Raw genomic sequence first — 24,640 nt, forward strand, 5'->3', positions numbered from 1 at the left:
GCCATTTGAACCACACTATTTGTACCGATACATCCCAGAGTAGGGTACAGCAGTGGTATACTGATTTAGTTATAGTTCTTTTGAAATTGTTGGTCTACTGCTTTTTGTCCTTTAGAACAAGGCTGAAAAAGTACCCAATAACAAAACAGGAGCCAACTCCGATCAAAGAGTACATCAGAAAATTTATTGCGGTATAGCTGCTTACATACCATAAGATTAGGGTACTTAAAGCCAAACCTATCATAGCGCCTTTTGTATTGGCCCGCTTGGTGAGCATTCCCAATAGGAACATACCACCCAAACCACCTGTAAACAAGCCTAAGAACCTATAAAATTGATCCCAAAGAGATTTGATATTGGAATTTGCCATCCAAAGGGCCAACAAAACCCCGAAAATCCCTGCGAATGCTGTTGTGATCCTAGCAATTCTTAATAATTTTAAATCAAACACATTAGGGTGATACCTTTTGTACAAGTCATTGCAGAAGGCGGTGGAAACAGAATTTAGGCTACTGCTGATACTGGACATGGCCGCGGAAAAAATCCCAGCAATCAATAAGCCAGAAATACCCATTGGAAGCTCCTTTACAATAAACCAAGGAAATATGGAGTCGTTATTGGCCAAGGCAGGCGAAAGTTTCTCGGGCATTTCAGAATAAAAAATATACAACAAGGTCCCTATTGCAAAAAAAATGAAGGAAGAGGGAAGTATAAGAAAGGAACTGGTGAAAAGTGTCTTTTGGGAGTTTTTGATGTTGCTACTTGTCAAAAATCGCTGAACCACGGTTTGGTCGGTCCCTTGGGTGACCATAGCAGAGGCCAAACCTCCCAAGAAAACGACCCAAAAGGTGGGTTCGGTAAAATTAAGGTCAAAATTCATGATGTTGAACTTCTCCTTTTCAGAGGCATATGTCAACATTTCACTTATAGAGGAATCCGTATACATCATAATCCAGATGATGGCAACAATGCTTCCGCCCATAAGCACAATTACCTGCATCACATCGGTCCATATTACGGCTTCTATACCTCCAAAAGTGGTATAGATGATGCATAATATTCCCATGATTAAAATACACATTTCAACAGAGATACCGGTAACTATGGAGATAGCCAAAGAGGGCAACAAAAGCACGATTCCTATTCTTCCAAGTTGGAAAAGGATGAAGGAAACACTTCCAAGGGCCCGGGCAAAATAGTTGAACCTTTTCTCTAAAAATTCATAGGCCGTAGAAATGTTAGAACGGTTAAAAAATGGGATGAACAGATAGGCTATAACGGGAGCAATGGCAACACCTGCCATATTCAACATAAAAAAAGACCAATCCGTTGTAAATGATTTAGCCGGGATGGCCATAAAAGTGATGGCACTCAACAAGGTTCCAAAAACACTCAGCCCGGAGGCCCACCATGGAATTCTCCCCCCTCCAATGAAATAATCAGCGGTGGATTTTTGCTTGCGTGCAAAGTATACCCCAATGAGCAAAGAAATCAACAGGTATAAAAACAATACGGAATAATTGATAAATCCAAAGGCATGGGTTGCCTCGGTATCTTTGAACCTGTACACCTTTGGTGTTCTGACCCCCGGTGAAATTTCACCGGATACCAGTAAAAAAACATCCTCTTTTTTAATACCAAGGGAGGTAACAGGAAGTTTGATCTTCAAGGAATCATATACAGACCATTTGTGGGTCATCGTGTTATAGGCGAGTACTTCGTGACTGAAACCAGGGTGGTTTTTGAGAATCTCCTCTTTTTTAAGGGTCAGAGCTTGTGCTGTGCTGTCATTCGCTGCCGATTTGATATCCATCGCCAATCTTTCCAATTGTTGGAACAATAGCTCATCCGAGCCCCCGTACACCAAAAGATGCATAGATCCCGATGGCACTGCTGCGGCACCCATGACCACTTTTTTGGAACCCTTAATGTGTAAATCCCCTTCATTTTTCCATTGTTGTTTCTGAAGATTATAGGAAAGAAAGGTTGTGTGAAATGTGGATGGTTGGTCCTTCTTTTGATTTCTTCCGCCGATCACAAAAATACTTTTGGATTTTGCCGTTTCCTGTGCGACCATGGTGTGCAATGCCCGTGGTTCGCCCGGGAAATCCTGAAGTTTTTCCCAGCGGTCCTTTTTCTGAAGTTGAATCCGATAAAAAGAATTGGTGCTTGATCCATCATTTAACCCACCTGTAACGTAAACAAACCCATCTGCAAAAATTGCTTGGTTATAGGCCATCGGTTCGGGCAGATCGGGATAAAATGCCAATTCAACTTCTTTTTTGGCTGGGTTGAAGGTCAGTAGGAAAACCTTATTGCTGGTATGGTTTTCATTGTTTCCCCCAATGCACAATATGCCTTCAGGGGTGGATACCGAGGCTCCGTAGGCCAAGGGTGTGGGCAAAGTTTGTTTGGCGAGTGTCCATGTGCCATTTTCCAACCAATAGATATGGTCGTACCATTTTTTTTGACCTCCTTCCGATGTGGTGGCATTGGGAAAATTGGCCCCGCCCGCAGCAATCACAATATCCTGGTGTACACCGCCCATCATACCTGCGTAACCCAAAGAAATGGAATCGTTGCCCCTAGGTGGGATTTCCGACTCAAAATTAACTTGTAATGCCGAGGTGTTTTGCGAGAAAAGTAAGGAGCTGCACCAAGATATAATTAAAAGGGACAAAAAAAGTGATTTGTTTATTTTCATGGGGGTTTGTTTGTGCGTTTTTTGCCTTCCAATTCAAGGTGGCTTGAAGTTAGGTTTATTTAAGGTTGCATGGGTTATTCATAAGTTTGGGAGTGCTCAATCTGTTCAAAACTTTTCCAGCATTGGTATAAGGCTCTGGGTACGTGGAAACATCCTTTCCATTTTCCACCTTTTGAGGTGTTCAAAGGTTCCCCTTGCCTGTTAAGATAGCCAAACCATTCGCCATTCCCTGGGTCGGGAAAATGTGCCCAAGCATAGTCGTGAACCTTATTGTACCATTTTAGGACCGTTTCATCACGGGTATGCAGGTAAGCTTTTGTCAAAGCTACAAGAGATTCCAAATGTACCCACCATAATTTTTGGTCCCATTCCAATTGTTGTAGTGGTTTACCTTTTGCATCCATAAAATAATAAATACCTCCATACTCTCGATCCCAGCTATATTCTAGTATATTGAGAATAATTTGGGTTGCTTTTTTGATAAGGTCGTGATTATTGGTCCTGGCACCTATGTCAATCATGAACCACATGGCTTCAATTCCATGACCTGGATTTAATAACCGTCCGTTGAAGCTGTCCTCAAATTTTCCATTTGGCGTTACAAATTCATAAATAATCCCAGTTTCTTTATGTAAAAAATCGCCCATTACCTGGTTTACACTGAAGTTTATGGTTTGTTCAACTTCTTGTGGGTCCAACACATCTTCAAGTTCCAAAACCAAATTGGATAATATCATGGGTAATGCGAATCCTTTTAGGGGTCTAGTACCGGTTTGTTTTTCGTAAACCCCTTTTGGAGTGTCTCTTTTTTTAAGTATGTTACGATAAGTTTGGCCAGCAAGAGATTTTATTTCGTCATCGCCCGTAGCCCTGGCATACTGACCAAAGGCCATTGCTGCAAAGCAATCCGAAAAGATATTATAGGGCTGTATAAGAGGTTGTCCTTCTTTTGTCACGGAAAAATAGAAATTACCTTCCTTATCCATACCATGCTTTCTAATAAAATCAATCCCTGATTTTGCAATTTCAAGCCACTTTTCATCGGATTCCACCTCATTATATAGCATAGAAAATGTCCAAGCCTGCCTTCCCTGAAGCCAGATGAATTTGTCCGTATCGTACACTTCTCCCTTCATATCTAAACAGGAGAAATATCCACCGTTCTGATGATCAAGGGAATGTTGTTGCCAAAACGGTATTACATCATTCAGCAGAGCGTCCTTGTATATATTTGATTGTTGCATTCAATATATGTTATACATAATACGAATATATAATTTTTTTAGTATATTGGAATGTTTTTTAAACGGAACATGATCGATTTTTGAAAAAAGTATAACATAACTGATAACATTAGTACATTTGTTGCCGATCCATTGACGATGAGCGGTAAACGAGACTTAATTATTTATGAAAAAACTCACGAACATACAGCCCATAGAAACATCCTCATTAGTAGATAAGGTAGAGGCTCGCTTGTTGGAATATATAAAGGAAAATAAGCTGCAAGCCGGGGACTCTATTCCAAAAGAACTGGATTTTGCCCAATCTTTGGGGGTAAGTAGAACAGTGGTTAGGGAGGCCATATTGAGGCTGCGCACCTTTGGTCTTATAGAATCAAAAAAACATAGGGGCATGATCTTGACCAATCCGGATATTATGGACAGTATCCAAAGGATGATGGATCCTACGCTGTTGGCTTCGGATACCCTTAAGAATTTGTTCGAGCTACGGCTTATCATGGAAATGGGAATGGCCGACTTCCTTTTTGAGTATAAAACCGAAAAGGATATGATGGAATTAGAGGAAATTGTGGTGGCGGAGGAAGAAACCTCTTTTGAAAAAACGGTATTCTCCATGGAAAAGGAAATTGCATTTCATGGGAAGCTATATGAAATGTCCAAAAATGAAACCTTGAGAAGGTTCCAAAATCTTCTTCTGCCCGTATTTGAATATGTGTATTCCAATCGCACATTGACCATAGGTTATGAATACTCCAGCGGACAATTTGTAACCCACAGAATGTTGATGGACAACTTGAAGGTGGGTACCCCTGAGACGTTTAGGACAGCTATGAGAAGGCACTTGGAACCCCATTTTGATCAAATTTTCAAGAAAATTTAATAGGGGACTCAAACGGATCTGACCAACCACTGGATGATTTGTTGAAAAATGGTTGCGGCAGTTTCCTTGTTGTAGTTTCGTGGGTCATCCCCCAATATGCCAAAAAGCACATTGTCACGGTCGCGTCTGTGGTCTCCCTTGCTATTGCCGTCTATATCATTTGCGGGAAACAGGTCTTTGGAAGGCAAGTTTTCCAATTTGACCAGGTTGGGATGCAGTTCTCCCAAAACGGAGGTCTCAAAAATGGCGCCATGGTCGGCTTCTATACCTACCTTGGGACAATCGGCAATAGAAAATAGGTGCAACTCCAAGGATTTGCCGATAGTTGTCCATTCCTGTTTTAGCTCGTCCAATGCCTGTAGTTGTTTTAAGGCAAAGTGCCCTGTAAAAATAACGACCTTTTGAACCCCACTTGCTTCCAAGCGGGTCAAGGTAGTTTTCAATATTTTTATGAAAACGGCCTCTTCTTCAATCAGTATGGTATACGGATGATGCCATATACTGGCAGACATGCCGTAATAGAGCGGTGGCATCACAAGTCCACCAATTTCATGGGCCACCCTAAGGCATATCCCATGGGATGTTAGGCCATCCAAACCTATGGGCAAATGCAGTCCGTGCCATTCAATGGCCCCTAGTGGAATAAATACCAATGACCGCTGTTCGAGGGACTTTTCGATTTCAAGTGGGTTTAACCGTTCTATTTGTAGCTGCTCCAACTCTTCAGCTTTCATGTCTTAACTATAAAATTCGTGTTTCCATCGATGTGGCTTCAACATTTCCACAAGTTCGGGGTTGAACCGTTTTCCATCCGAAATGGCTGCATTCAAATCCACTTCCTGTTTGTTTCGCATTCCCGGAATTACCACCGAAACTTCTTTGGGGTATAAAGAATATCGCAAGGCTGCCTCGGCCAAAGTGGGATAATGCGGGTCGCATAACTTTTTTATAGCGGCCACCCTGCGTAACGTTTCCTTGAACCTATCGCCTCTGTACATTAAGCGACGCTTGTCATTTTTTGCCCACCCCTCAAAAGTGTTTTCGGTCCAAGTACCTGTCAAAGCGCCTGAATCTAATGGCACCCTGGCTATAATGGCCGTTCCTGATTTATGGCTTTCAGGGAAAAGGGCATCGAAAGGCTCCTGTTCAAACATATTGAAAAGGACCTGTATGCTGTCCACCCAACCAGTTTTTGCCAGTTCCATGCCCTGTTCGGGCCTGATATCTGCCAACGACACGCCAATTTTATCAATCTTGCCTTCGTTTTTAAGGGTGGTAAGCGTTTGTAGCCATTCCAGATTGGTGATTCCATCTTCCAACCATAAGTGCAATTGTATCAAATCCAAACGTTCTGTCCCCAGTCTTTTTAAACTTCCCTCCACAATTTCCCGAATATGCCATCTTGGATAGCAATCAGCTATGGAAGGAGTGGCATGTTGATTTTTGATTTTATCCAGCAAAGGGGTTACCTTGGTGGCCACATATATTTTTCCGGAATTCCATTGGTCCAGTGCTTTTCCAATGACGCTTTCACTATGACCGTTTCCGTAGGCATAGGCTGTGTCCACAAAATTCACCCCTTTTTCAAAGGCATACAATAAGGTTTCTATGGAATTTTTGTCATCTACCTTTCCCCAAGTACCACCCAATTGCCAGCCACCAAAGCCTATTTCACTTACCTTCCAATCCGATTTTCCAAATTTTCTATACTCCATTAGATCAATGTGCTAAGAATAATTCGGGGTTATATCTTTTTGTCCTCGGCCAGTTCTTTGGCCAAATTCTGGGCATAGGCTTCATGGGCCGCTTTATCCTCTTTTGCCTTTTCGGCGTAGTAAATGAACCCTAGGGCCTTTCTGGTGCGTTCACTGGTATTGCCATCCGCTCTATGGATGGTCAACGAATGGTGTACCAGTAAATCGCCAGGTTGAGTTGGAAAAAACACCTCATTGGCAACGTCATTGGGACACCCAAAATCCATTATGCCCTGTGAAAATCCCAAAGTCCCCGTTCTGCCATGACTACGGATGCCGTACCTATGGGAACCTTTTACATACCTGACGCAGCCGTTTTCTTCATCTACGGGTTCCAAAGGCATCCACATGGTAACGGCCTCATTTGGTGTGAGCATAAAATAATACCCGTCTTGATGGGGCGGGGTAGGTTTCCCAATTTTGGAAGGTTTGTTGAAATATTGCATGTTCTTTCCCTCCACATTGTCATCCAAAACAATGGACGCCAATTTTTCGAAGCGACTGCCGAACATCATATCAAAGAAGAAGGGGTCATATGCAAAAAGTTTCTGTAACTGTTTAAGGGTGTCTTTATTATCAATATCCTCATAGTACACTTCCTTGGCCGGCATATCACTGACCCTTGTTTTGATGAATTCCTGGATTTTGGTGTTTACCAGTTCAATTTCATCTTGCTGAAGGAAATTGCGGAATAGGATATAGCCGTCCCTTAAAAAATCTTGCCTTAGTTTGTTGCAAAAGGTCTTATCGTTTAAAATATCGGTGGGTTTCATTTGGTTTGATTAAGATTGTGTATACAAAATTGAGCAGATTGGAACCTCTGTACTACATCAATATGACGGAATAATGCCACTATATTAACTTTGTGTGGGCAAACAATGGTTAATTAGTGTTATTTTTATGGTACTATGAAGCCTCTGTACCAAAAGATAGACATAGAGAAAGAACGGCTGTTTGTGGTAAAAAACTACAAGGTTCCGCGTTTTGATGGTCTGTTCCATTTTCACCCGGAATTTGAACTTACCTATATCCATCAGGGCAGTGGACAGAGTTTAATAGGTGACCGCATGGTGACATTCAAAAGCGGAGATCTGTTCTTTTTGGGGCCCAATCTGCCCCATTCCTGGGAAAGCTCACATCAATTTAACCAACCTTCCCAATCCTTGGTGATCCAATTGAACAGCAGCCTGTGGAAAGGTGCTTGGTTGCAAGGGGAGGAGCTTGATGAAATGAACCGACTTTTTAAAAGATCCCTACGTGGCCTGAAATTTACAGGAGACGACAATGCCATCATAGCAGAGAAGATGTTTCAGATTTCCAAGGGGATGAAACCGATGAAAAGTGTGGTGGAAATACTATCCATTTTTGAAATATTAGGTAGAAGCCCATCCCATGAATATATTACGAGTCCAGCTTATTTACCCAACTACAGGGAGCATGATTATTTGAAAATCAACCGTATATATAGTTTTGTGCATTCCAATTTTAATAGGGAGATTTCCTTGACTGAGGTGGCCAGCCTTGTGCATATGACAAACCAAGGATTTTGCAGGTATTTCAAAAAAATGACCAGAAGAACATTCTTTGTGTATTTGAACGAGTACCGAACGGGGTATGCTTGCAAACTTTTGGGAGAAGGTCAGTTGAATATTACAGAAGTGAGTTTCCGGAGCGGTTTTCAGAGTATTTCCAACTTCAACAAACAATTCAAATCGGTGGTGGGCTGCAGTCCCAGCGAATATGTGAAACGGTTGGCATGACCTATAAAAGAAAACTGGACTTCAGAGGGTTGGAAACCACCGTAAGTCCAGCTTAACTTTGTAGTAAAATCCTATCTAGGCCTTAGGACTTTCTTTTTCGCTTTTTGGAGGGTTTTTTCCATTTGTCCTTTCCATCGGTCAACCACTTCAATGAAAAACTTACAAAAGCATTTTCCGTGTAATCATCCTTTTCAAAAAACAATCCGATATCCCCATTCTCTAAAACGGTCATGGAGGAATAGGCAGAACCACCGGTATAGATAGTTTTGCTCTCGGACCAGGTTTTACCTTCATCATAGCTGATGTGAACCGTCATGTTCATCCTTTTGTCGGCCGATTTTGCATTGGAAAAGAGTAGCCTGTTCTTCTTAAAACCATCTTCAGTGGAGGTGTATCGTATAATACTGGCATTACAGGCTGGGTCAATCAGCTCGGGCGCAGGGGAGGTATCCCAGGTTTTCCCTTCATCATTGGAAACGTGCACGTAGCGCATTCCAGCTTTGTTGACCCTTACATTGATCATCCAACGGCCATCGGCCAGTTCCACTACCTTTGATTCGTCCCCTGGAACAATGGGGGTATCGATAAGGCTCCAAGTTTTGCCATGGTCATCACTTTCAATAAGGTGCATCCCATTTTCTAAATTTACCATGGTGTGTAAAAGCTTCCCGGACTTGGTTTGGATGCCCCGGCCTGAAGTAATGAACTTAAAGTCTGTACGCCACTCGGGTTTGGCCACTTGGTCGGTGATATCGATGGGTTTGCTCCAAGTTTTACCATGGTCTGAACTTTTTACCATATGCAGGTAAATGACGTTTTTCTCTTTGTCCAAATCCATGTAATTGTAGAACAAAAAGATTTCCTTGGTTTCCCTATCCACGATCATGGAAGGGTCTGATCCTGATTGACCCAAAGGGAAGTCGACCACGGTTTCTATTGGGGACCATGTTTTTCCGTTATTGCTGCTCCTCCTTACCACAATATTGATATTGGGATTGTATTTGACATCGTGACAGGTGGGCACCCGTTCATCAATAGCCGCAATAATGTCTCCATTGGGAGCCATTACAATGGAAGGTATTCTATAACAGGCCACCCCTTCTTTCATGGAGGAATTGAACAGATTCTGGTATTCTTTCACCCCTTCGGCAATCTCATGCGTTTCTTTTTGGGCCATTGCAAACAGCCCCGAAATTAAAAACAGTCCTATGATGGTCTTTTTCATCTGTAATTGGTTTACGTATTTATTAGGTGTACTACTCATATAGATGCGCTATATCTGTGTGATAAAGTTCTTCCAAAAATTCACTTATATTTTTCACGGAGTGTTCAAAAAACAACTTTCCTTTATCCTGGGTGGCCTGTTTTGGGTTTCCAACCCCAGTGTCCTCTGTGACTTCTGTCCATTTGCGTTGCGCTTTTACCCACCCTTGTTTAAGCCCTTTTATCTTAAATGATTTGGCAGTACCTGATCCAGCTTCCGAAAGTGGTAATACCAGTTCAGGGGCTAGATACATCATCACCGAAGTTTCAAGTTCGCCCGCATGATCACCCGGTTCTTCGAAATAGGTATTGGTATCTAAACTGCACCACCAATTTAGAGTACATACAAACACTTTGGGGAATTCTAAACTTAACTCCCGGATGATTTGTTTAAAATCGTTTCCCCCGTGGCCATTTACAATCACCAGTTTATAAATGCCATGTGCGTCCAACACTTGTACCACATCTTTCAAAATGGAGAACTGGGTGCTGGGATTTAGGTTCATGCACAACTTGATGTCCATTTGCCCGGTATTTACACCAAAGGGAAGGGTGGGTAGCACCACCAATTTCACTCCACGGTCCCAGGCCAATTTTGCACTTTCAATAGCGGCGTTTTCAGACTGCATGTTGTCGGTGGCATACGGCAAATGGTAATTATGGGCTTCGGTTGCTCCCCAAGGCAACACAGCTATGCCATAGTCGGTTTCTTTGACCAATTTCCAATTGTTTTCTGCTAAAATGTAGGGTCTGGGTGCTCCCATTAGTACTTCTTTAAATTCCTTGGCTATCCATTCTTTCTGATGCTATCTCCTCCAAGACCTTGTCATCTCAATTTGCTTAGGTACGGTGTAATCCCCAAGGCTATCAATGCGTTGTGGATTTCTTCAATTTGAAGGTCCGTAAGGGTAGTGTGTGGGAACCTGCTTGGTCCACAGTCTACACCCAATACTTTCATGAAAGATTTAGCGGCCCCGCTAAACCCTCCCTTGGCATTCAGCAAATCGACAAACTCCATGGACTTCTGTTGCAAGGCAGCTGCCAGTTCATGATTGCCATCATTGAAAGCATTTCTTATGGATAAATATAAGGGGGCTAAATGATTATAGGTGCTACCTACCCAACCATTGGCACCATAAGGCAGGCTTGACAGAAAAATTTCATCGTAACCAAATAGAATATTTGCACTGCCTTTATTGAAGTCTTTGGCATACTGATAGTCTACTATGTTGTTGTTGGTGAACTTGATTCCTCCAAGATTTGGAATCTGTGGAGTTGCCAATTCAAGGAAATCCACCATGGAAAAAGATGCTCCCGACAACTCTGGAATGTGATAGTAGTAAAAGGGAATATTTGGGGCGCAAGCCGCTATCTCTTTACAATACTCCACCAATTTGTCCAAGCGGGACAACCTAAAGTAAAATGGCGCAATGGCTGCAATGCCGTCCACCCTATCGGCAGAGTGTGTTGCTAGTTCTTTGGCTACATCTATACTGGTATGCCCCACATGATCGATTACAAAGAGATCTTGAGATTTAACCTTTCCCCACGCACTTGCCAATGCTTTTCGCTCTTCTGTATTAAGGGAGGCAAAGTCCCCTGTTGACCCATTGATGAAGGCTCCTTTTACACCATTCTGAGTGAGGAAGTTTCCATACAAGGGTATAATATCCACATTTAACGATTTATCGTTGTGCATTGGGGCATAAGTTGCCGCAATTAGTCCGTTCATATATCAGCATTATGTATTACATAAATCAAATATAGATAAAAAGATTCAACATCACAATAACTTTATTGCAGTTTCTCTCAAATATTAAATGATAGCATTGATTTTCAGTACATGAAATTAGGCAGTAAGTAGTTCTGCAGTATTGGGTTTATATTAAAAATGTTAAGAAAGAGTTCAATGAGGTTAAACTATCATGGCTTTTTTGAGTTGAAAAAATGCAATTATATGTATTACATAACACATTTTTATTAATTTTACCACATGACCATTGGATTTACCATATGAAAACATTATTAACTTTTTAAGGAATTCTAAAAGAATATTGATAACATCTTAATCCTTATTCATTTGATACTATGAAAATACCACTTATTGTAATTTTGATCGCCACGGTCCTTTCTTGTAAGGAACATCAAGAAAGGAACACATCTGAAAGCTATAACATCGTTCCAAAACCCTTAGAAATTGAAATTGGGGAAGGTAAGTTTGTCCTCCAGCACAAAGCAACGATTGATTTTCCAGAAGCACTGGAAAATGAAGCCCAGTACTTGATGGAGTCTGTCGAAGGACTAAATCGACAAATCATTTCTTTCACCAGAACAACAAATGTAAAGGCGGATATAACCTTGAATATTGATACCTCGATTACGAACGACGAGGGATACCTACTAGAGGTTGGTCATGAAAAAATCAAAATAACGGGAAAAACGGCCGCAGGAGTCTTCTATGGTGTTCAATCCTTGCTGCAATTAGTGGAACTGCCCATAGATGGGGAAACTTATAGGGACGTGACCATACCGGCAGTGACCATAAAGGATGCCCCAAGATATAAGTATCGGGGAATGCACTTGGATGTGGCACGTCATTTTTTCGACATTGAGTTTGTTAAAAGGTATATTGATCTCATTGCCATGCACAAGATGAATACTTTTCATTGGCATCTGACAGAAGATCAAGGGTGGCGTATAGAAATTAAAAAATACCCTAAACTTACCGAAGTAGGGGCCTATAGGAACGGGACTATCATTGGTCATTACCCCGGTGAGGGAAATGACAATACCAAATATGGTGGTTTTTACACCCAAGATGATATAAGGGAAGTGTTGGCCCATGCCACAAAAAGGCATGTGACGGTGATTCCAGAAATCGAACTCCCTGGTCATAGTCAAGCAGCAATTGCTTCCTATCCTTTTTTAAGTTGCTATCCAGAGGAAAGAACCGAGGTCCCAAATGGTATGATATCCGAGAAATCCAAAGATCAACAACAAGCCAGCGAGCCTAAAATTGTACAGGAATCGTGGGGCGTATACAATGATGTCTACTGTGCAGGAAAAGAGGAAACCTTTGAATTTTTGGAGAATGTATTGGATGAAGTCACCGAACTATTTCCTTCCCAATACATCCATATTGGGGGTGATGAATGCCCGAAGGAAAACTGGAAAAGATGTCCCAGTTGTCAAGAACGTATCAAAAAGGAAGGCTTGGAAGGGGAGCATGGACTACAAAGTTACTTTGTACAACGTGTGGAAAAGTATCTTAACAACAAAGGGAAGCAAATCATAGGGTGGGATGAAATATTGGAAGGTGGCATTGCGCCAAATGCCACTGTTATGTCCTGGCGAGGAACAAAAGGCGGCATTGAGGCAGCACAACAAGGTCATGATGTGATCATGACCCCAACATCCTATTGTTATTTTGATTACTACCAATCAAAAGACACTCAAAATGAACCCTTGGCCATTGGGGGGTACCTTCCTGTTGAACAGGTATATAGCTTTGAACCTACCGAAGGGCTCAACAGCGATGAAGAGAAGCATATTCTGGGTGCCCAAGGTAACGTTTGGACGGAGTATATGACAACAACAGGTTCTGTGGAATATATGGTCTTGCCAAGAATGGCCGCAATGTCTGAAGTGGCATGGACCGCTAAAAACCAACGGGATTATGAAGATTTTGAAAAGAGAATGATGAAATTCAAAAGCATCTATGAAGCCAAAGGGTACAATTATGCTACGCATCTGTTCGAAGAATCCGTGGATAACATTTTGAATGAGTAATGGATATGGATTTTGCTAAGTCGAAAATGGAGAGGTGCCCTGCAAAATATGGAGCATATCGTCATGAAGGTATTTTGAGATGATCTTAATAGCGGACAGTGGCTCAACCAAATGTGATTGGCACCTTTATGACGAAAAAAACAACAAGGTGTTCCAAAAAAGGACCATTGGCATCAATCCGATGATTCTTTCAGATGCTGAAATCAGATTAATACTGCAACTTGTGAAAGTAGATATTCCGCTTGAAGTCTCTAGGGTAGAATTCTACTGCGCCGGAGGCAGTCATGAAGAATCAAAACATAGATTGGTCGGGTTGTTCCATGAATGTTTTTCCCGAGCTAAGATTTTGATTGAGGATGACTTGGAAATGGCTGTGAAATGTATCAAAGGTGGAGTGGGAGTGTTGTGCATACTCGGAACCGGCTCAAACAGCTGTTTTTTTGATGGTACAAACCTTCATAAAAGATTGCCTGACCTTGGGTATCAGGTAATGGACGAAGGAAGTGGCAATTATTATGGCAGGGAATTGCTCCGTAGCTACGCTTACGGATATATGCCCGATGAACTAAAGGAAAATTTTGAGCATACCTATAACCTTCAGACGAATGCCATACTGAAAGAGTTGTATAATGGGGAAAATCCCAGTTCCTATTTGGCAAATTTCGCCCAATTTTTAATCCAGTACCAAGAACATGTTTTTATCAAGAGATTGATTAAGAAGGGATTGGATAAGGTATTTGGGCATGTATTGGGTCCATACCATTCGGAAATGAAAAAGCACCCCATATACTTTGTTGGATCCATCGCATTTTTTCTACAAAACGTAATAAGGGAAGAAGCCTACAAAAGGGGGTACACCACCCTGTATTTTATTAGAAAGCCCATAGAACACATTGTTAATGATTTTTAGGTTTAAGACTGATATATTTCCCAAGAACAACACCTTGATTGGATCAAGGTTTAACCAAAACATAATGAATCACCATAATTGAAAATCAAAATGAAACGCAGAAAGTTTATGGGGACCTTGGCCCTAAGTTCTACCGCGATGGCTTTTGGGTCGGCTAGAGCAATCGACCTTAAAAATAATAATGAGCAATTGGGCCTACATGGACCATTGCGTTTTTTGCAACTTACGGACACCCATGTATTCGATGATAGAAATAGCCCTGCCTATACCGCTATGTTTATGGAAAAAGCCATGGAAATTGTTCCGGATCCCGATATCATTTGTCACACGGGAGATGTGATTATGGATGCATTGAAAAAGAATCGGGTCGAGGTCGCAGATCAATGGAAGTTATGGCATTCCCTTAAGAAAGGTCTGCCCAATAATATCCGTTATGCCATAGGTAACCACGATATATGGGGAGGAGGGCCAAAATCGGATCCAATGTATGGTAAAAACTGGGCAATGGACGAAATGGAACTGCAGAATAGGTTCTATAGCTTTACTAAAGGTCAATGGAAGTTTATTGTCTTGGACAGTACCCAAACCATGGACGGTAATTGGTACACCGCTTTTATAGATGATATACAAAGGGAATGGTTGATAGGGGAACTGGACAATACGCCCAAAGAGACCCATGTAATGATCGTTTCCCATATCCCCATCTTATCGACCTGTATTTTTGATTGGGCAAAATCGGAGAATGGAATATGGAAAGTGTCCGGGTCTTTGATGCATTCCGATTCACATGAGGTTCAGGCGATATTAAGAAGCTATCCACAAGTGAAACTCTGTATCAGTGGCCATTTGCATTTATTGGATAAAATAAGTTATGATGGTATAGATTACTTGGGTTCTGGTGCTATCAGTGGCAATTGGTGGTCCTCTGAAACCTTTCACCGGACTCATTGTGGTTTTTGTGTGTTTGATTTATATCCGGATGGAAGCTACCAAAGAAAGTATTATGAATATGAGTGGCAGTAATATGGACATGTCATTCAAAAGATATGGTTAATGTATCAGTTGACCATAAAGCATATTTGTATTACTACCTGGTTTTGGTCCCTTTTAAATCGATTATCATCTTTAAGCGTAACTCGTAAACCTTGAGAAATCTCAAAATGTCACTGATCTTAATCATATTTTGGGTCGGTATATCGTGCCAAAATGAAAATCAGGTCATTGCCCCAAAACCTGTTAGCCCCGTTCCGACAGAGGAACAATTGTCCTGATACATGTGGAGTAGTCGTTTTTGCTTTGCATGGTAGCCTTATAAACAGTTCTTTCATTTTCGCCACAGGGAGGTGGATTTTCGCTATTTTTTGGCTCCATTAGGTTCTCTTATATGAATATGTATTGGTTCTCTGGGATAGCCGCTTATTTTTTTGGAAATTTTCACAAGTCCAAGTGGTGGTTAAAGAATAAAATGTCCGATTCCTTGTGGTAAATCCCAGATTGCAATCGTTGGTCCAAATAGTTCAGAATATCTGATTTTGAAAGAACTGTCCTATATCCCAAACGGATGTTTGGGTTTTGGGCATAGCAAAGATTGTCATCTTTAGGTCGGATTTCTAAATAGGCAAGGCACAAATGCTTGGCCAAGCGCGAAACAAATTCCTTTTTGATTTCCAATACCATCAATGCTTCCTTATGGTATTGCACCGTACCGGTTTCGAAAATGAAGATTTCGGAAAGCTTCGCTTCCATTGGAATTTAGGTGTTTACTTTTTGTAAATGCTCAATTTTGATTTGAAACATCTCTGCCATCTTTTCTGCACGAAATTTTGCTTCCGAGGCTTTTTTGCCCATAAAATTATCATCCACGGTCTCAAGGAACAATCGTTTCCATCTATCAAAATGTAAACCCTTAATGGGCAATTGGGCATGGGGTGCGAACGGACTGCCATAATAGGTATGTTCCTCCAATAGTACAGTTTGCCAGAACCTATACATCTTTACCAAATGGGTTGGCCAATTATCTTTGATGACATGGTTGAAGATAGGGGACAAAAGATCATCCTCTCTGACTTTTGCATAAAAGAGATCTACCATCTCCTTCACTTCTTCAATGCTTTTAATTTCTTTTTTATCTATTCCCAAAATGAAAAATTCTAATTAGACAATTTTCTGTTGAAGAGGATTGATTTGGGCAGGGTACTACCAATTATACGGTCCTATTTTAACGTTTCAAATAGGTCAAGCCCACTTCCAATCCGGTAGCAAGTTCGTACAGGCTCGTGTTTTCCAGCATACTTCTTAGGTCATTTCTGATGTCTATGAACTTGTCATGCAGGGGGCAAGGCCTGCTGGCATTGCATTCTTTGAGACCCAGGCCGCAACCAACATAAATGTCATCCCCGTCTATGGCGTGGACGATCATGCTCAATTTTACGGTATTCATGTTGTTTCGTTCAATTTCAAACCCACCTGTGGGGCCTTTGACGGAATGAATGACCTTACTTTTTGAAAGTTGCTGCAGGATCTTGGCCGTAAAGGCAATGGGAGAGTCAATTTCCTTGGCAATCTCATTGACAATCACACGTCTTCCTTCCAAAGATTGAAGCGCAATATAGACGGTTGCGCGAATACCATATTCACAAGCTTTTGAAAACATCAGGGGAATTTCATTTAGAATCAAATATAGTATTTAAATTTATTAGGATAAAGTTGTCCTTTATTTTTTTGGCCGGTGGCTCTTATTTTGCCTCAAATACAAGCATTCGAAACCAAAGAGATAGTAGGATAAAATCATATTAGAGTTTCCAAAAGGGGGACGGTGTTAAAATAAAGTATGTGGCATCTTAAAAAATGGCTTTGATGCAACATGTGCCTATTCACGGATTATTTTTATGGACCATGTTCAACCTATATTAAAAATCTTTTTTTTGTGCCTTATATCGCAATCCCAATATGGGTAAAAGGGTCCACATGAAAAGCGTGGCAATGGAAATAAAAAAACCTAGATCGGTACCAAAAAACTTTTTGAAAATGGCACCGGTATATCCCAGTAGGGCTGAGATATCCAATTTAAGCAATATCAAAATCCTTGAAAGGTCAATGGGATTGAGCATGGTAGCCACCAAAGAAAAGGTATCCAATGGGTATTCTTCAAAAAGGATGAGCGACATCAAGAACAGGCCATCATAGACCACGGCCAAAAACAACCAAATCAACACGGCGTACCCAAATCCCTTTATCTTGTTTTCGTTGGATATTGCAATCACAAAGGAAAGCCCCACAAAGATAAAGGTCAAAAAAGCACCAGTAACCAACAAAAGGGAGAAATCAAAAATGGCATTGCTCCTAAATAGGCCATAGAGCACAAAAGGAGTACCGAGCCCCAAAACTAGGCTGAGGGTCAACGAACCTGCCACACCAAAATATTGACCCATAAAAATGGAGTTGCGATCAATGGGTTGGGCCAGTAAAAGTTCGGTGAACTCCCTAGAGTTGTAATAGTACATGACCCCAAAAATGGTCCCAATCAAAGGAACCAGTACTATGATCACATTCATCAACGTTATTACTGCTTTGGATACATCATTGTTCAGGAACAACAACACAAACCCCAAAACCAGATAAAACAAAAAATAAACATAGCTCCATCGGCTTCGGATAAGGTCGTAAAAACTGTATTTAAGGATCTTAAGCATGGTTTCCAGTAGTTGTTAGGGCCGCAATGGCATGTTCAAAATCAGGTTGTCCCGTTTGTTCCAAAAGTTCCCTTATATTCCCTTTGAAATAGATTTCCCCTTCCAATAGATATAGAATATCATCGGCCATTTCCTCCACAAATTGCATAATATGGGAGGTAATCAAAATGGTCTTCCCTAAAGCCTTTTCCTTTCTGATCAACTCCTTTAACCGAATCAAGGCCATGGGGTCCAATCCTGTGGTCGGTTCATCCAGAATGATCAAGGGGCTATCAAACATAAAAGCTACGACAATGTTCACTTTTTGTTTGGTGCCTCCGGACAAAGCCGACAACTTTTTGTCTAAATAGGGCTCAAGCCCAAAAATGTCGATCAATTCACCCTCCGTACTTGGGTAGTTCCGTAGGTCCTTGATCATGTATATCAACTCCTTTACCTTAATATTCGGGGGGAAGTTGGCTATTTGGGGAAGGTAATCTATTTCCTTTCGGTATTTCCAATCTTTTTTTATGGTTCTGCCCAGTACCGAAATATGCCCCTTATCTGGAATTACCATGCCTAGAATGCTCTTTATCAGCGTTGTCTTTCCGGAACCGTTGGGGCCCAGAATGGCATAGATACGGCCCTGTTCTATGGTCAAATCGATACCTTTAAGTACCCGATTCTTACCAAACTGTTTATGAAGTTCCTTTATTTCTATGGTCATGATCGTATTTTCATTAAGGGTTGGGCATCCATCAAATTGTCCGGGGTAAATACAGGTGAAACCCTTTCGGAAAAATCGATGATATCCATGAAAAGGCTTCTAAGTAGAACAATGGTCTCAGGGGTACGGTTCACTACATATGAGAATAGTTTAACCGGACGATAGGGCACATCGCCAATACCGTCCTTGTCCAGGTCATAGCCCGTATAACTGCTCCAAAAATTTCCCTCGAAAACATTATCGTTCAATTTACTGTTATAGGAAATGTCAAAAGAGTTGTACAAAAAGTTGTTGCCCTTGAAACGGTTGGTATAGCATGCACCGATGACCCGTATGGCCCAGCCGTTGCCAATGAAGTCATTACCGATATAATGTATCCGATTGGACCCTTCAATATTGATGCCTATGGTGTTCTCTTTAAAAACGTTACCAATTATCTCGGCATCATTTATTTCTTTCAGCAACATGCCATAGGCAGCGGTACCCCAATTCTTGTGAAAGGTATTGTTCTTCATGGTAATAAATTTTGAAAACATTACGGCCACCCCGGCTCCATTGTTCTCAAAAATGTTGTGTGTATAGGTGTCATGATTGGAAAACATGAAATGAAGTCCATAGCGAAGATTGTCCATACTGACATTTTCGGTGATGTTGATATTGTCGGAAAATTCCAAATAGATACCGTCCCTAGTACCCTGTACATGGTTCTTTCGAACCTCAATATCAGTGGAATACCATAGCTGAATACCATTTCCTGAATTGTACTCGTCCACAGCTTCACCTATAATGCGGTTATGGTATACTTTGCCAAGTGAAGATTTTTCCAAGTATATGCCAAAGAACAATTGTTCCAGGACCATGTTCTGGATCAGAAAATGTTTACTTCTTACCACTCTAATTGCTGCATTGTCCTTGGTGTAACTTACCCCAACATTGATGATGAACAGGCCATCCAAAGTAACATTATCCGCCTGAACCCTTAGAATTTCCCCCTTTTTTTCGCCATCAATAATAGGGTAGTTCACTCCTTTGATCAACAAAGGTTTGTCTATTAAAATGTCAAACTCTCGGTAGGTTCCCTTTAAGATCAACAAGGTGTCATGGGCATCTGCACTTTTAATGGTCTCTTTCAGGGAACTATTTTCACAACTCGGGCAAACGGTCCATGTTCTTGCCCAAAGGCTATGTGCCGAAAGGAATATTAGTAACAATAAGGAGCACCTGATATGTAGATTGTGGAATATCATGACATTTTTGTTTTTTGGAACTTTTGTGGCTTTATCGGACAGTGCCTTTTTATCTGATGATCAAAAATTTAGTATCCTCAATGGCACTTACCCAATGTTCCACTTCCTTGGAAAAACCAAAATGCTGTTGAGCCGTTAATTTAATGATTTGATTTTCAATATGAAAATCGATGGAGCCTTCCAATACGATCAAATGGGCATCTTTTGGTGATATGTGTTTGGGAAATATGGATTTTTCGGCTAGACTGATGCTCAAGATTTCAAGGGTTGGGGTTTTGACCAGTTGTTGGATCTGTAGTTCCTTGAAGGTTTGCTGTGCAATGGTGTTATCAATGGCGATCATATACATTGGTTCGTTGTTTTAATATTATTTATAGTTTTCTTTTAATTCTGTCCAAGAGAGAAGTTCCCCGCCATTAATGTCCATGATTTTTTTGGCGGTTTGTTCTTCGGAAAATGCACTGAGAAATGCACCCATTGGGCTAGGAATGTTCTCACTGATAAGGTAAGTTGCCCTTTTGGCATCAACCAACACTCCGGGTTGGTCAAAATCATTGACCAAAAAGAGCGAAATGTCAGATTCATCTACATCCTTCAAATGGTTCATCATGCATTCTGCAGCGTCAAAATTGAACACTTTGCCTTTGGTGGTCACCAACTGTGTGGCATGTTGTTTGTCCACAATGGTCATGCTGCAATAGTGGCAGCCAACGTGTCCGTAATCAATGGGTTTTGATCGTACGCTGCAGCCCAAGGACAGGACCAGGACGAATAGTAAAAGGAACAACTGTTTTTTCATGGATCGTTATTATTGGGTTTTTGTGCTTTTCCACCCCATGAATGCAGCGGCCAAGGTGAGCATCATGCCCACGAACATAAGCCAGGCACCCGTGGAAGGCAAAGAGGTAACATCAAAATTGAGCATTTTAACATGTCCCAACAAAGGAGGTTTATAGGTCATTGGGCTTCCATCTGGGTTGGTCAATTTCATGATGGCATTGGAATCCAAATTGGTGCCGTAATCTATTAACCATTCGTTGAAATCGTACATGCCCAATAGACCCAGAATGGACATCAATAGGAACCATCCAAGGAACCATTTGAAGCTTAACTTGTCCAGATAGCCCAATATACCGATTGATACCCCAAGGGCGGCCATGATCCCAATGACTATGGGAAATGTGCCAAATTCCCACATATCCTCAACTTTGGGCAGGGTATGCATTCCGATGTAGTGGTTCAGGCCATCGATGTTCTGTATATCGAATTCGTTCACACCCTGTAGGCCATTGATGTGGATGTTCAGTCCCAATGGATCGGGATATTGTGGGGCACCCAACATGATGTTCCAAAGAGGGAAGATGTAGAGTCCCAATAGGAATAGCGGGCCAATGATCATTGCTATACTAGCCTTTTTCATTTTTTTAGATTTAAAGATTACAAACTGAGAGCGGTTTTTGTTAGGTTGATAAACTTCAATTTGTAAAAAAAGCGGGCAGGTCATGGACACGGCCCGCTTTGTTTTTTGATGAAAAGATCATCCCGTACTATTCACCCAGTGACCATTTCAGTTCCACATTGGAATTGGCAGGGGAAACCCTTACGTATCCTTGCATTTCTTGATGCAGGGCGGAACAGAAATCGGTACAATAGAAAGGCCATACACCTACTTCCTTGGGTTCCCAAACAGATGTCTTGGTCTGGCCGGGCATAACCAGCAATTCTGATGAGTTTTGGCCTAAGATGGCAAAACCATGGGGCACATCAAAATCTTGTTCGTGGTTGGTGATATGGAAATATACCTTGTCACCCACCTTGATCCCTTCAATATTATCCGGGGTGAAGTGACTTCGAATGGTTGACATATAGATATGGACCTCGTTGCCATCCCGTACCACCTTAGACCCATCCGCTGTTGTAACTGCATAGGGATGTCTGTTTTCATCCAATCGGTAAATTTTCCTTGAGTTGGATGTCAACAGTTCAGCAGGACATCCTGCGGCATAGTGGGGCTCCCCATGTGTTGGAAAGTCATAGATCAATTCCATTTTATCTCCTGAAATATCATATAACTGTGCCGAGTGCTCCATCTCAGGTCCTGTTGGCAAGTAACGGTCCTTTGTGATTTTGTTCATGGCCACAACGTATTTGCCAAAAGGTTTTCGTGAGTTGCCTCCCGGTATCATTAAGTGTCCTACGGAGTAATAGGTAGGTTTTCTGTCGATGACTTCCCATGTCCCCAATTGCCATTTCACGACTTCTGAAGAGATAAAGAATGTGGTATAGGCATTTCCCTTGCCGTCAAACTCGGTGTGCAGTGGGCCAAGGCCGCCACTTTTGACCTGTCCGGCCAAAACATCCTCGAATTTCAAGATAGGTATGCCATAAGCCTCACCATCAAATTTTTCACCTTCAATGGCTGCTATCATTTTATCAAAGGAGTGTACGGTAAGATCAGCGGACAGTTTTCCGTTACCAATGATATATTGTCCGGTTGGATCTACGTCACACCCATGTGGCGATTTTGGAGTAGGTAAAAAGTAAACGGCCCCTGGGACTTTGGTGGGATCAACGGTAAGGACTTCTTCCTTAAGAGTGGAAGTGCCAGTATGTGAATGTTCGTCATATACATTATGTGCATACTTGGCCGGTATTTTGGTACCCCCACCATTGTTTACATATTCTTCAATTTTTTTCCAGTTGATGGCCGCAATGAAATCCTTGTCGTTCTGGGAGGCGTTCACTTCCAATAGCGAATTGGCCTCTTCGGTATTGTAGGTGGTAAAGAAAAACCAACCGTGTGATTTTCCCCTACCTGGATGGGAAAGGTCATAATTGAAACCAGGCATCAACAATTGGAACTTGATGGCCATATGGCCATGTTCTGGATCAACACTGATAAATGTCAGGGCACCTTTAAAGTTTCCCTTGTATTCATTTATGGGCATGTCCCGCTGCGGAACAGGAACGGCAAACCGGGTACCGGCCACCACATATTCCGTATTTTCCGTAATAAAGGAGGAACTGTGATTTCCTGCGCTATTGGGAACCTCAATGATCTCTGCGGTTTCGAATGTGCTGAGGTCCACCCGTGCAATCCGCGGGGTATTGTTCCCGTTCACAAAGATCCATCTTCCATCCAGTTCACCATTGGTCTGTGAAATGTCTGGGTGATGGAGGTCGTCCCAAGGAACGAACCCATGGGAAGTGTTCAACATCGGAACGGTTTCTTCAGAATACCCATAACCTGATGTAGGGAATTGCGAGAAAACAGGGATTTCCTTGAACATCCTGCCCGATGGCAATCCATAAACGGTAAGGTTGCCACTGTAACCTCCAGATAAGAAGGCATAATATTCATCCTGCTCCCCTGGGGCAACATATACTTTTTCGGCGGCACTGGAGGACAAAGCTCCGTTGGAACTGTTCTTCTGTTCCCCGCAAGAGGCCAGCATTAAGGCTAGGCCCATGTAGAATATAAAATACTTGTCGATTTTCATTTTTTTATTGTTTTTATTTTGAGATCATTGGTTTGCAGGTAGGAGTACCTTGTCAATAACATGTACAATGCCGTTACCGGCCGGTACACTGGCAACTATCTTGGCCCCACCGACAAAAACGTCGTCTCCTTGTACTTCGATCATAACGTCTTGATTGTTGGCCTGCCCTAGCTTTTTAAATTTTTTCAAAAAGTCTTTGGAATAGTTTCCAGGTGTGACATGGTACTTCAGAATATTGGCAAGGGCATCTTTGTTTTCCGGTTTTAAAAGGTTCTCCACGGTACCTTGGGGCAATGCTGCGAAGGCTTCATTGGTCGGTGCGAATACCATTAGAGGCCCAGCATTTACAAGGGCATTCTCCAAATCGGCCGCCTGAACTGCTGTTACCAGTGTACTGTGGTCAGGTGAACCCAAGGCAACTTGAAGCACGTTGGGCTTAGATTCATCATCCTTTATAAAGGCTTGTCCCTGCATTTTGCTTTCTACATTCTCGGACGCCGTACTGTTGGAATCCTCAATGTTTGCTTTGTTATCATTTTTGCACCCCATGATGGTCAGGAATACCAAAAAAGACATACTGATTGTTTTTAGTTTTTTGGTGGATATCATATTGTCTATTTTAAAGTTCTGAAATACTCCAATATGGCTCTTGCCTGGTCTTGGGTAAGACCTTGATTGGACATTGGTGAACCATTGAATTCTTGCAAAAGGTCTTTGGCCAAGGGATCTTGTTGTACCATTTCTTGGGGGTTCAAGATCATGTTCATGACCCATTCAGGTGTTCTTCGTTCCAACACGCCATTGGGTGGAGGTCCGATAAATTTTTTTCCGACCCTATGGCAGGCCAAACACATTTTTTCATAGACTTCTTTTCCGCTAGCTGCCATGGCCGGATCAATATCAGGGGATAGTTGTATGGATTTTACCGGGCCTATTCCCTTGTTGGTCAAATCAATACGCTCTGATGCCTTGGTCTCATCTGCCCCTTGGGCCTCCATAGGCTGTTCCGCTTCTGCTTTTTTCCGTTGTACACTAAAACCTTCCTCTTTTTTCGCTTCATTTTTTCCGCCGCACCCGATCATGATCAGGGCAAACAGAAGGGCCATACTTTTGGCTATCGTTTTCATGTGATAATTGGTTAAAAATTGGAATCAAAAGTATAGAGGTGAATAGGTTTATAACATGATATAA

General features: G+C 41.8%; 25 protein-coding genes. 5 read left to right on the plus strand and 20 right to left on the minus strand.

Annotation, left to right across the window (positions count from 1 at the left end; all coding sequences use genetic code 11):
* Positions 1-94 precede the first annotated feature (94 nt).
* Both LKX84_RS15685 and LKX84_RS15690 read right to left on the minus strand, forming a co-directional pair.
* A complete protein-coding gene (locus LKX84_RS15685; protein WP_228238268.1) occupies positions 95-2,704 on the minus strand; it encodes a sodium:solute symporter family transporter in 2,610 nt (869 codons plus the stop codon).
* A gap of 74 nt (positions 2,705-2,778) precedes the next feature.
* Positions 2,779-3,948 (minus strand): AGE family epimerase/isomerase, encoded by a 1,170-nt coding sequence (locus tag LKX84_RS15690; protein ID WP_228238269.1) that lies wholly within the window; start codon positions 3,946-3,948, stop codon positions 2,779-2,781.
* 166 nt (positions 3,949-4,114) lie between these two features.
* Here LKX84_RS15690 and LKX84_RS15695 point away from each other — a divergent pair, with 166 nt between their 5' ends.
* Positions 4,115-4,828, plus strand: coding sequence for a FadR/GntR family transcriptional regulator (locus LKX84_RS15695; RefSeq protein ID WP_228238272.1), 714 nt, complete (start codon positions 4,115-4,117; stop codon positions 4,826-4,828).
* Between the two features lie 8 nt (positions 4,829-4,836).
* On the opposite strand, the gene LKX84_RS15700 is transcribed toward LKX84_RS15695, so the two are convergent.
* The 3 genes from LKX84_RS15700 to LKX84_RS15710 are packed head-to-tail and all read right to left on the minus strand — an operon-like array spanning position 4,837 to position 7,355.
* Positions 4,837-5,562, minus strand: a complete 726-nt coding sequence (locus LKX84_RS15700) for a creatininase family protein (protein ID WP_228238273.1) — start codon at positions 5,560-5,562, stop codon at positions 4,837-4,839.
* Between the two features lie 3 nt (positions 5,563-5,565).
* Positions 5,566-6,543 carry an aldo/keto reductase gene (locus LKX84_RS15705; protein ID WP_228238274.1) on the minus strand — a complete coding sequence of 326 codons (978 nt, stop codon included), beginning with the start codon at positions 6,541-6,543 and terminating at the stop codon, positions 5,566-5,568.
* 29 nt (positions 6,544-6,572) lie between these two features.
* A complete protein-coding gene (locus LKX84_RS15710; RefSeq protein WP_228238278.1) occupies positions 6,573-7,355 on the minus strand; it encodes a phytanoyl-CoA dioxygenase family protein in 783 nt (260 codons plus the stop codon).
* Between the two features lie 135 nt (positions 7,356-7,490).
* Between LKX84_RS15710 and LKX84_RS15715 the strand changes: the two genes are divergently transcribed.
* Positions 7,491-8,342, plus strand: coding sequence for an AraC family transcriptional regulator (locus tag LKX84_RS15715; protein ID WP_228238283.1), 852 nt, complete (start codon positions 7,491-7,493; stop codon positions 8,340-8,342).
* An 82-nt stretch (positions 8,343-8,424) separates the two neighbouring features.
* Here the strand turns inward: LKX84_RS15715 and LKX84_RS15720 are convergent, their stop codons facing one another.
* The 3 genes from LKX84_RS15720 to LKX84_RS15730 all read right to left on the minus strand — a co-directional run bounded on the left by LKX84_RS15720 (position 8,425) and on the right by LKX84_RS15730 (position 11,337).
* Complete coding sequence (locus tag LKX84_RS15720; protein WP_228238285.1) at positions 8,425-9,567, minus strand: sialidase family protein; 1,143 nt, start codon at positions 9,565-9,567, stop codon at positions 8,425-8,427.
* A 31-nt stretch (positions 9,568-9,598) separates the two neighbouring features.
* Positions 9,599-10,369 (minus strand): creatininase family protein, encoded by a 771-nt coding sequence (locus LKX84_RS15725; protein ID WP_228238287.1) that lies wholly within the window; start codon positions 10,367-10,369, stop codon positions 9,599-9,601.
* 62 nt (positions 10,370-10,431) lie between these two features.
* Entirely contained in the window at positions 10,432-11,337 is a 906-nt protein-coding gene (locus LKX84_RS15730) for a dihydrodipicolinate synthase family protein (RefSeq protein ID WP_228238289.1), read from the minus strand.
* A gap of 356 nt (positions 11,338-11,693) precedes the next feature.
* On the opposite strand from LKX84_RS15730, the gene LKX84_RS15735 reads away from it, so the two are divergent.
* The 3 genes from LKX84_RS15735 to LKX84_RS15745 all read left to right on the plus strand — a co-directional run bounded on the left by LKX84_RS15735 (position 11,694) and on the right by LKX84_RS15745 (position 15,327).
* On the plus strand, positions 11,694-13,394 hold the full coding sequence (locus LKX84_RS15735) for a beta-N-acetylhexosaminidase (protein WP_228238291.1): 1,701 nt from the start codon (positions 11,694-11,696) through the stop codon (positions 13,392-13,394).
* A 79-nt stretch (positions 13,395-13,473) separates the two neighbouring features.
* Positions 13,474-14,304: an N-acetylglucosamine kinase gene (locus tag LKX84_RS15740; RefSeq protein WP_228238292.1), complete on the plus strand. Its 831-nt coding sequence runs from the start codon at positions 13,474-13,476 to the stop codon at positions 14,302-14,304.
* Between the two features lie 90 nt (positions 14,305-14,394).
* Positions 14,395-15,327 carry a metallophosphoesterase family protein gene (locus LKX84_RS15745; RefSeq protein ID WP_228238293.1) on the plus strand — a complete coding sequence of 311 codons (933 nt, stop codon included), beginning with the start codon at positions 14,395-14,397 and terminating at the stop codon, positions 15,325-15,327.
* A 411-nt stretch (positions 15,328-15,738) separates the two neighbouring features.
* On the opposite strand, the gene LKX84_RS15750 is transcribed toward LKX84_RS15745, so the two are convergent.
* The 12 genes from LKX84_RS15750 to LKX84_RS15805 form a co-directional block, all read right to left on the minus strand.
* Entirely contained in the window at positions 15,739-16,050 is a 312-nt protein-coding gene (locus tag LKX84_RS15750) for a hypothetical protein (RefSeq protein ID WP_228238294.1), read from the minus strand.
* Positions 16,051-16,056: 6 nt separating this feature from the next.
* Positions 16,057-16,437 carry a group III truncated hemoglobin gene (locus LKX84_RS15755; protein WP_317206482.1) on the minus strand — a complete coding sequence of 127 codons (381 nt, stop codon included), beginning with the start codon at positions 16,435-16,437 and terminating at the stop codon, positions 16,057-16,059.
* Between the two features lie 85 nt (positions 16,438-16,522).
* On the minus strand, positions 16,523-16,957 hold the full coding sequence (locus tag LKX84_RS15760) for an RrF2 family transcriptional regulator (protein ID WP_228238295.1): 435 nt from the start codon (positions 16,955-16,957) through the stop codon (positions 16,523-16,525).
* A 256-nt stretch (positions 16,958-17,213) separates the two neighbouring features.
* The gene (locus LKX84_RS15765; RefSeq protein ID WP_228238297.1) at positions 17,214-17,996 is read right to left on the minus strand and encodes an ABC transporter permease; all 783 of its coding nucleotides are present in this window, start codon (positions 17,994-17,996) and stop codon (positions 17,214-17,216) included.
* Positions 17,989-18,702, minus strand: coding sequence for an ABC transporter ATP-binding protein (locus LKX84_RS15770; RefSeq protein WP_228238299.1), 714 nt, complete (start codon positions 18,700-18,702; stop codon positions 17,989-17,991). Before LKX84_RS15770 ends, LKX84_RS15765 begins: the two co-directional genes overlap by 8 nt.
* Complete coding sequence (locus LKX84_RS15775; protein ID WP_228238301.1) at positions 18,699-19,949, minus strand: nitrous oxide reductase family maturation protein NosD; 1,251 nt, start codon at positions 19,947-19,949, stop codon at positions 18,699-18,701. The genes LKX84_RS15770 and LKX84_RS15775 overlap by 4 nt, the downstream gene beginning before the upstream one ends.
* A gap of 49 nt (positions 19,950-19,998) precedes the next feature.
* Positions 19,999-20,292 (minus strand): cupin domain-containing protein, encoded by a 294-nt coding sequence (locus tag LKX84_RS15780; RefSeq protein WP_228238303.1) that lies wholly within the window; start codon positions 20,290-20,292, stop codon positions 19,999-20,001.
* Positions 20,293-20,316: 24 nt separating this feature from the next.
* The gene (locus LKX84_RS15785; RefSeq protein ID WP_228238304.1) at positions 20,317-20,748 is read right to left on the minus strand and encodes a nitrous oxide reductase accessory protein NosL; all 432 of its coding nucleotides are present in this window, start codon (positions 20,746-20,748) and stop codon (positions 20,317-20,319) included.
* A gap of 9 nt (positions 20,749-20,757) precedes the next feature.
* Complete coding sequence (locus LKX84_RS15790; protein WP_228238305.1) at positions 20,758-21,369, minus strand: hypothetical protein; 612 nt, start codon at positions 21,367-21,369, stop codon at positions 20,758-20,760.
* 127 nt (positions 21,370-21,496) lie between these two features.
* Positions 21,497-23,419 carry a Sec-dependent nitrous-oxide reductase gene (gene nosZ / locus LKX84_RS15795; RefSeq protein WP_228238561.1) on the minus strand — a complete coding sequence of 641 codons (1,923 nt, stop codon included), beginning with the start codon at positions 23,417-23,419 and terminating at the stop codon, positions 21,497-21,499.
* Between the two features lie 54 nt (positions 23,420-23,473).
* Entirely contained in the window at positions 23,474-24,058 is a 585-nt protein-coding gene (locus LKX84_RS15800; RefSeq protein WP_228238306.1) for a fasciclin domain-containing protein, read from the minus strand.
* Between the two features lie 5 nt (positions 24,059-24,063).
* Entirely contained in the window at positions 24,064-24,576 is a 513-nt protein-coding gene (locus LKX84_RS15805) for a c-type cytochrome (RefSeq protein ID WP_228238307.1), read from the minus strand.
* Positions 24,577-24,640: the final 64 nt, after the last annotated feature.

This window comes from Allomuricauda sp. M10, from assembly GCF_020782875.1.
GTDB lineage: Bacteria > Bacteroidota > Bacteroidia > Flavobacteriales > Flavobacteriaceae > Flagellimonas.

Excerpts from the sequence above, each read along its gene's own strand:
- LKX84_RS15715 (WP_228238283.1), top strand. The coding sequence starts at position 7,491 with ATGAAGCCTCTGTACCAAAAGATAGACATAGAGAAAGAACGGCTGTTT.
- LKX84_RS15710 (WP_228238278.1), bottom strand. The coding sequence starts at position 7,355 with ATGAAACCCACCGATATTTTAAACGATAAGACCTTTTGCAACAAACTA.
- LKX84_RS15730 (WP_228238289.1), bottom strand. The coding sequence starts at position 11,337 with ATGAACGGACTAATTGCGGCAACTTATGCCCCAATGCACAACGATAAA.
- LKX84_RS15770 (WP_228238299.1), bottom strand. The coding sequence starts at position 18,702 with ATGACCATAGAAATAAAGGAACTTCATAAACAGTTTGGTAAGAATCGG.
- LKX84_RS15720 (WP_228238285.1), bottom strand. The coding sequence starts at position 9,567 with ATGAAAAAGACCATCATAGGACTGTTTTTAATTTCGGGGCTGTTTGCA.
- LKX84_RS15705 (WP_228238274.1), bottom strand. The coding sequence starts at position 6,543 with ATGGAGTATAGAAAATTTGGAAAATCGGATTGGAAGGTAAGTGAAATA.
- LKX84_RS15735 (WP_228238291.1), top strand. The coding sequence starts at position 11,694 with ATGAAAATACCACTTATTGTAATTTTGATCGCCACGGTCCTTTCTTGT.
- LKX84_RS15785 (WP_228238304.1), bottom strand. The coding sequence starts at position 20,748 with ATGAAAAAACAGTTGTTCCTTTTACTATTCGTCCTGGTCCTGTCCTTG.
- LKX84_RS15685 (WP_228238268.1), bottom strand. The coding sequence starts at position 2,704 with ATGAAAATAAACAAATCACTTTTTTTGTCCCTTTTAATTATATCTTGG.
- LKX84_RS15700 (WP_228238273.1), bottom strand. The coding sequence starts at position 5,562 with ATGAAAGCTGAAGAGTTGGAGCAGCTACAAATAGAACGGTTAAACCCA.
- LKX84_RS15775 (WP_228238301.1), bottom strand. The coding sequence starts at position 19,949 with ATGATATTCCACAATCTACATATCAGGTGCTCCTTATTGTTACTAATA.
- LKX84_RS15690 (WP_228238269.1), bottom strand. The coding sequence starts at position 3,948 with ATGCAACAATCAAATATATACAAGGACGCTCTGCTGAATGATGTAATA.
- LKX84_RS15740 (WP_228238292.1), top strand. The coding sequence starts at position 13,474 with ATGATCTTAATAGCGGACAGTGGCTCAACCAAATGTGATTGGCACCTT.
- LKX84_RS15765 (WP_228238297.1), bottom strand. The coding sequence starts at position 17,996 with ATGCTTAAGATCCTTAAATACAGTTTTTACGACCTTATCCGAAGCCGA.
- LKX84_RS15750 (WP_228238294.1), bottom strand. The coding sequence starts at position 16,050 with ATGGAAGCGAAGCTTTCCGAAATCTTCATTTTCGAAACCGGTACGGTG.
- LKX84_RS15790 (WP_228238305.1), bottom strand. The coding sequence starts at position 21,369 with ATGAAAAAGGCTAGTATAGCAATGATCATTGGCCCGCTATTCCTATTG.
- LKX84_RS15780 (WP_228238303.1), bottom strand. The coding sequence starts at position 20,292 with ATGATCGCCATTGATAACACCATTGCACAGCAAACCTTCAAGGAACTA.
- LKX84_RS15800 (WP_228238306.1), bottom strand. The coding sequence starts at position 24,058 with ATGATATCCACCAAAAAACTAAAAACAATCAGTATGTCTTTTTTGGTA.
- LKX84_RS15725 (WP_228238287.1), bottom strand. The coding sequence starts at position 10,369 with ATGGGAGCACCCAGACCCTACATTTTAGCAGAAAACAATTGGAAATTG.
- LKX84_RS15695 (WP_228238272.1), top strand. The coding sequence starts at position 4,115 with ATGAAAAAACTCACGAACATACAGCCCATAGAAACATCCTCATTAGTA.
- LKX84_RS15760 (WP_228238295.1), bottom strand. The coding sequence starts at position 16,957 with ATGTTTTCAAAAGCTTGTGAATATGGTATTCGCGCAACCGTCTATATT.
- nosZ (WP_228238561.1), bottom strand. The coding sequence starts at position 23,419 with ATGGGCCTAGCCTTAATGCTGGCCTCTTGCGGGGAACAGAAGAACAGT.
- LKX84_RS15745 (WP_228238293.1), top strand. The coding sequence starts at position 14,395 with ATGAAACGCAGAAAGTTTATGGGGACCTTGGCCCTAAGTTCTACCGCG.
- LKX84_RS15805 (WP_228238307.1), bottom strand. The coding sequence starts at position 24,576 with ATGAAAACGATAGCCAAAAGTATGGCCCTTCTGTTTGCCCTGATCATG.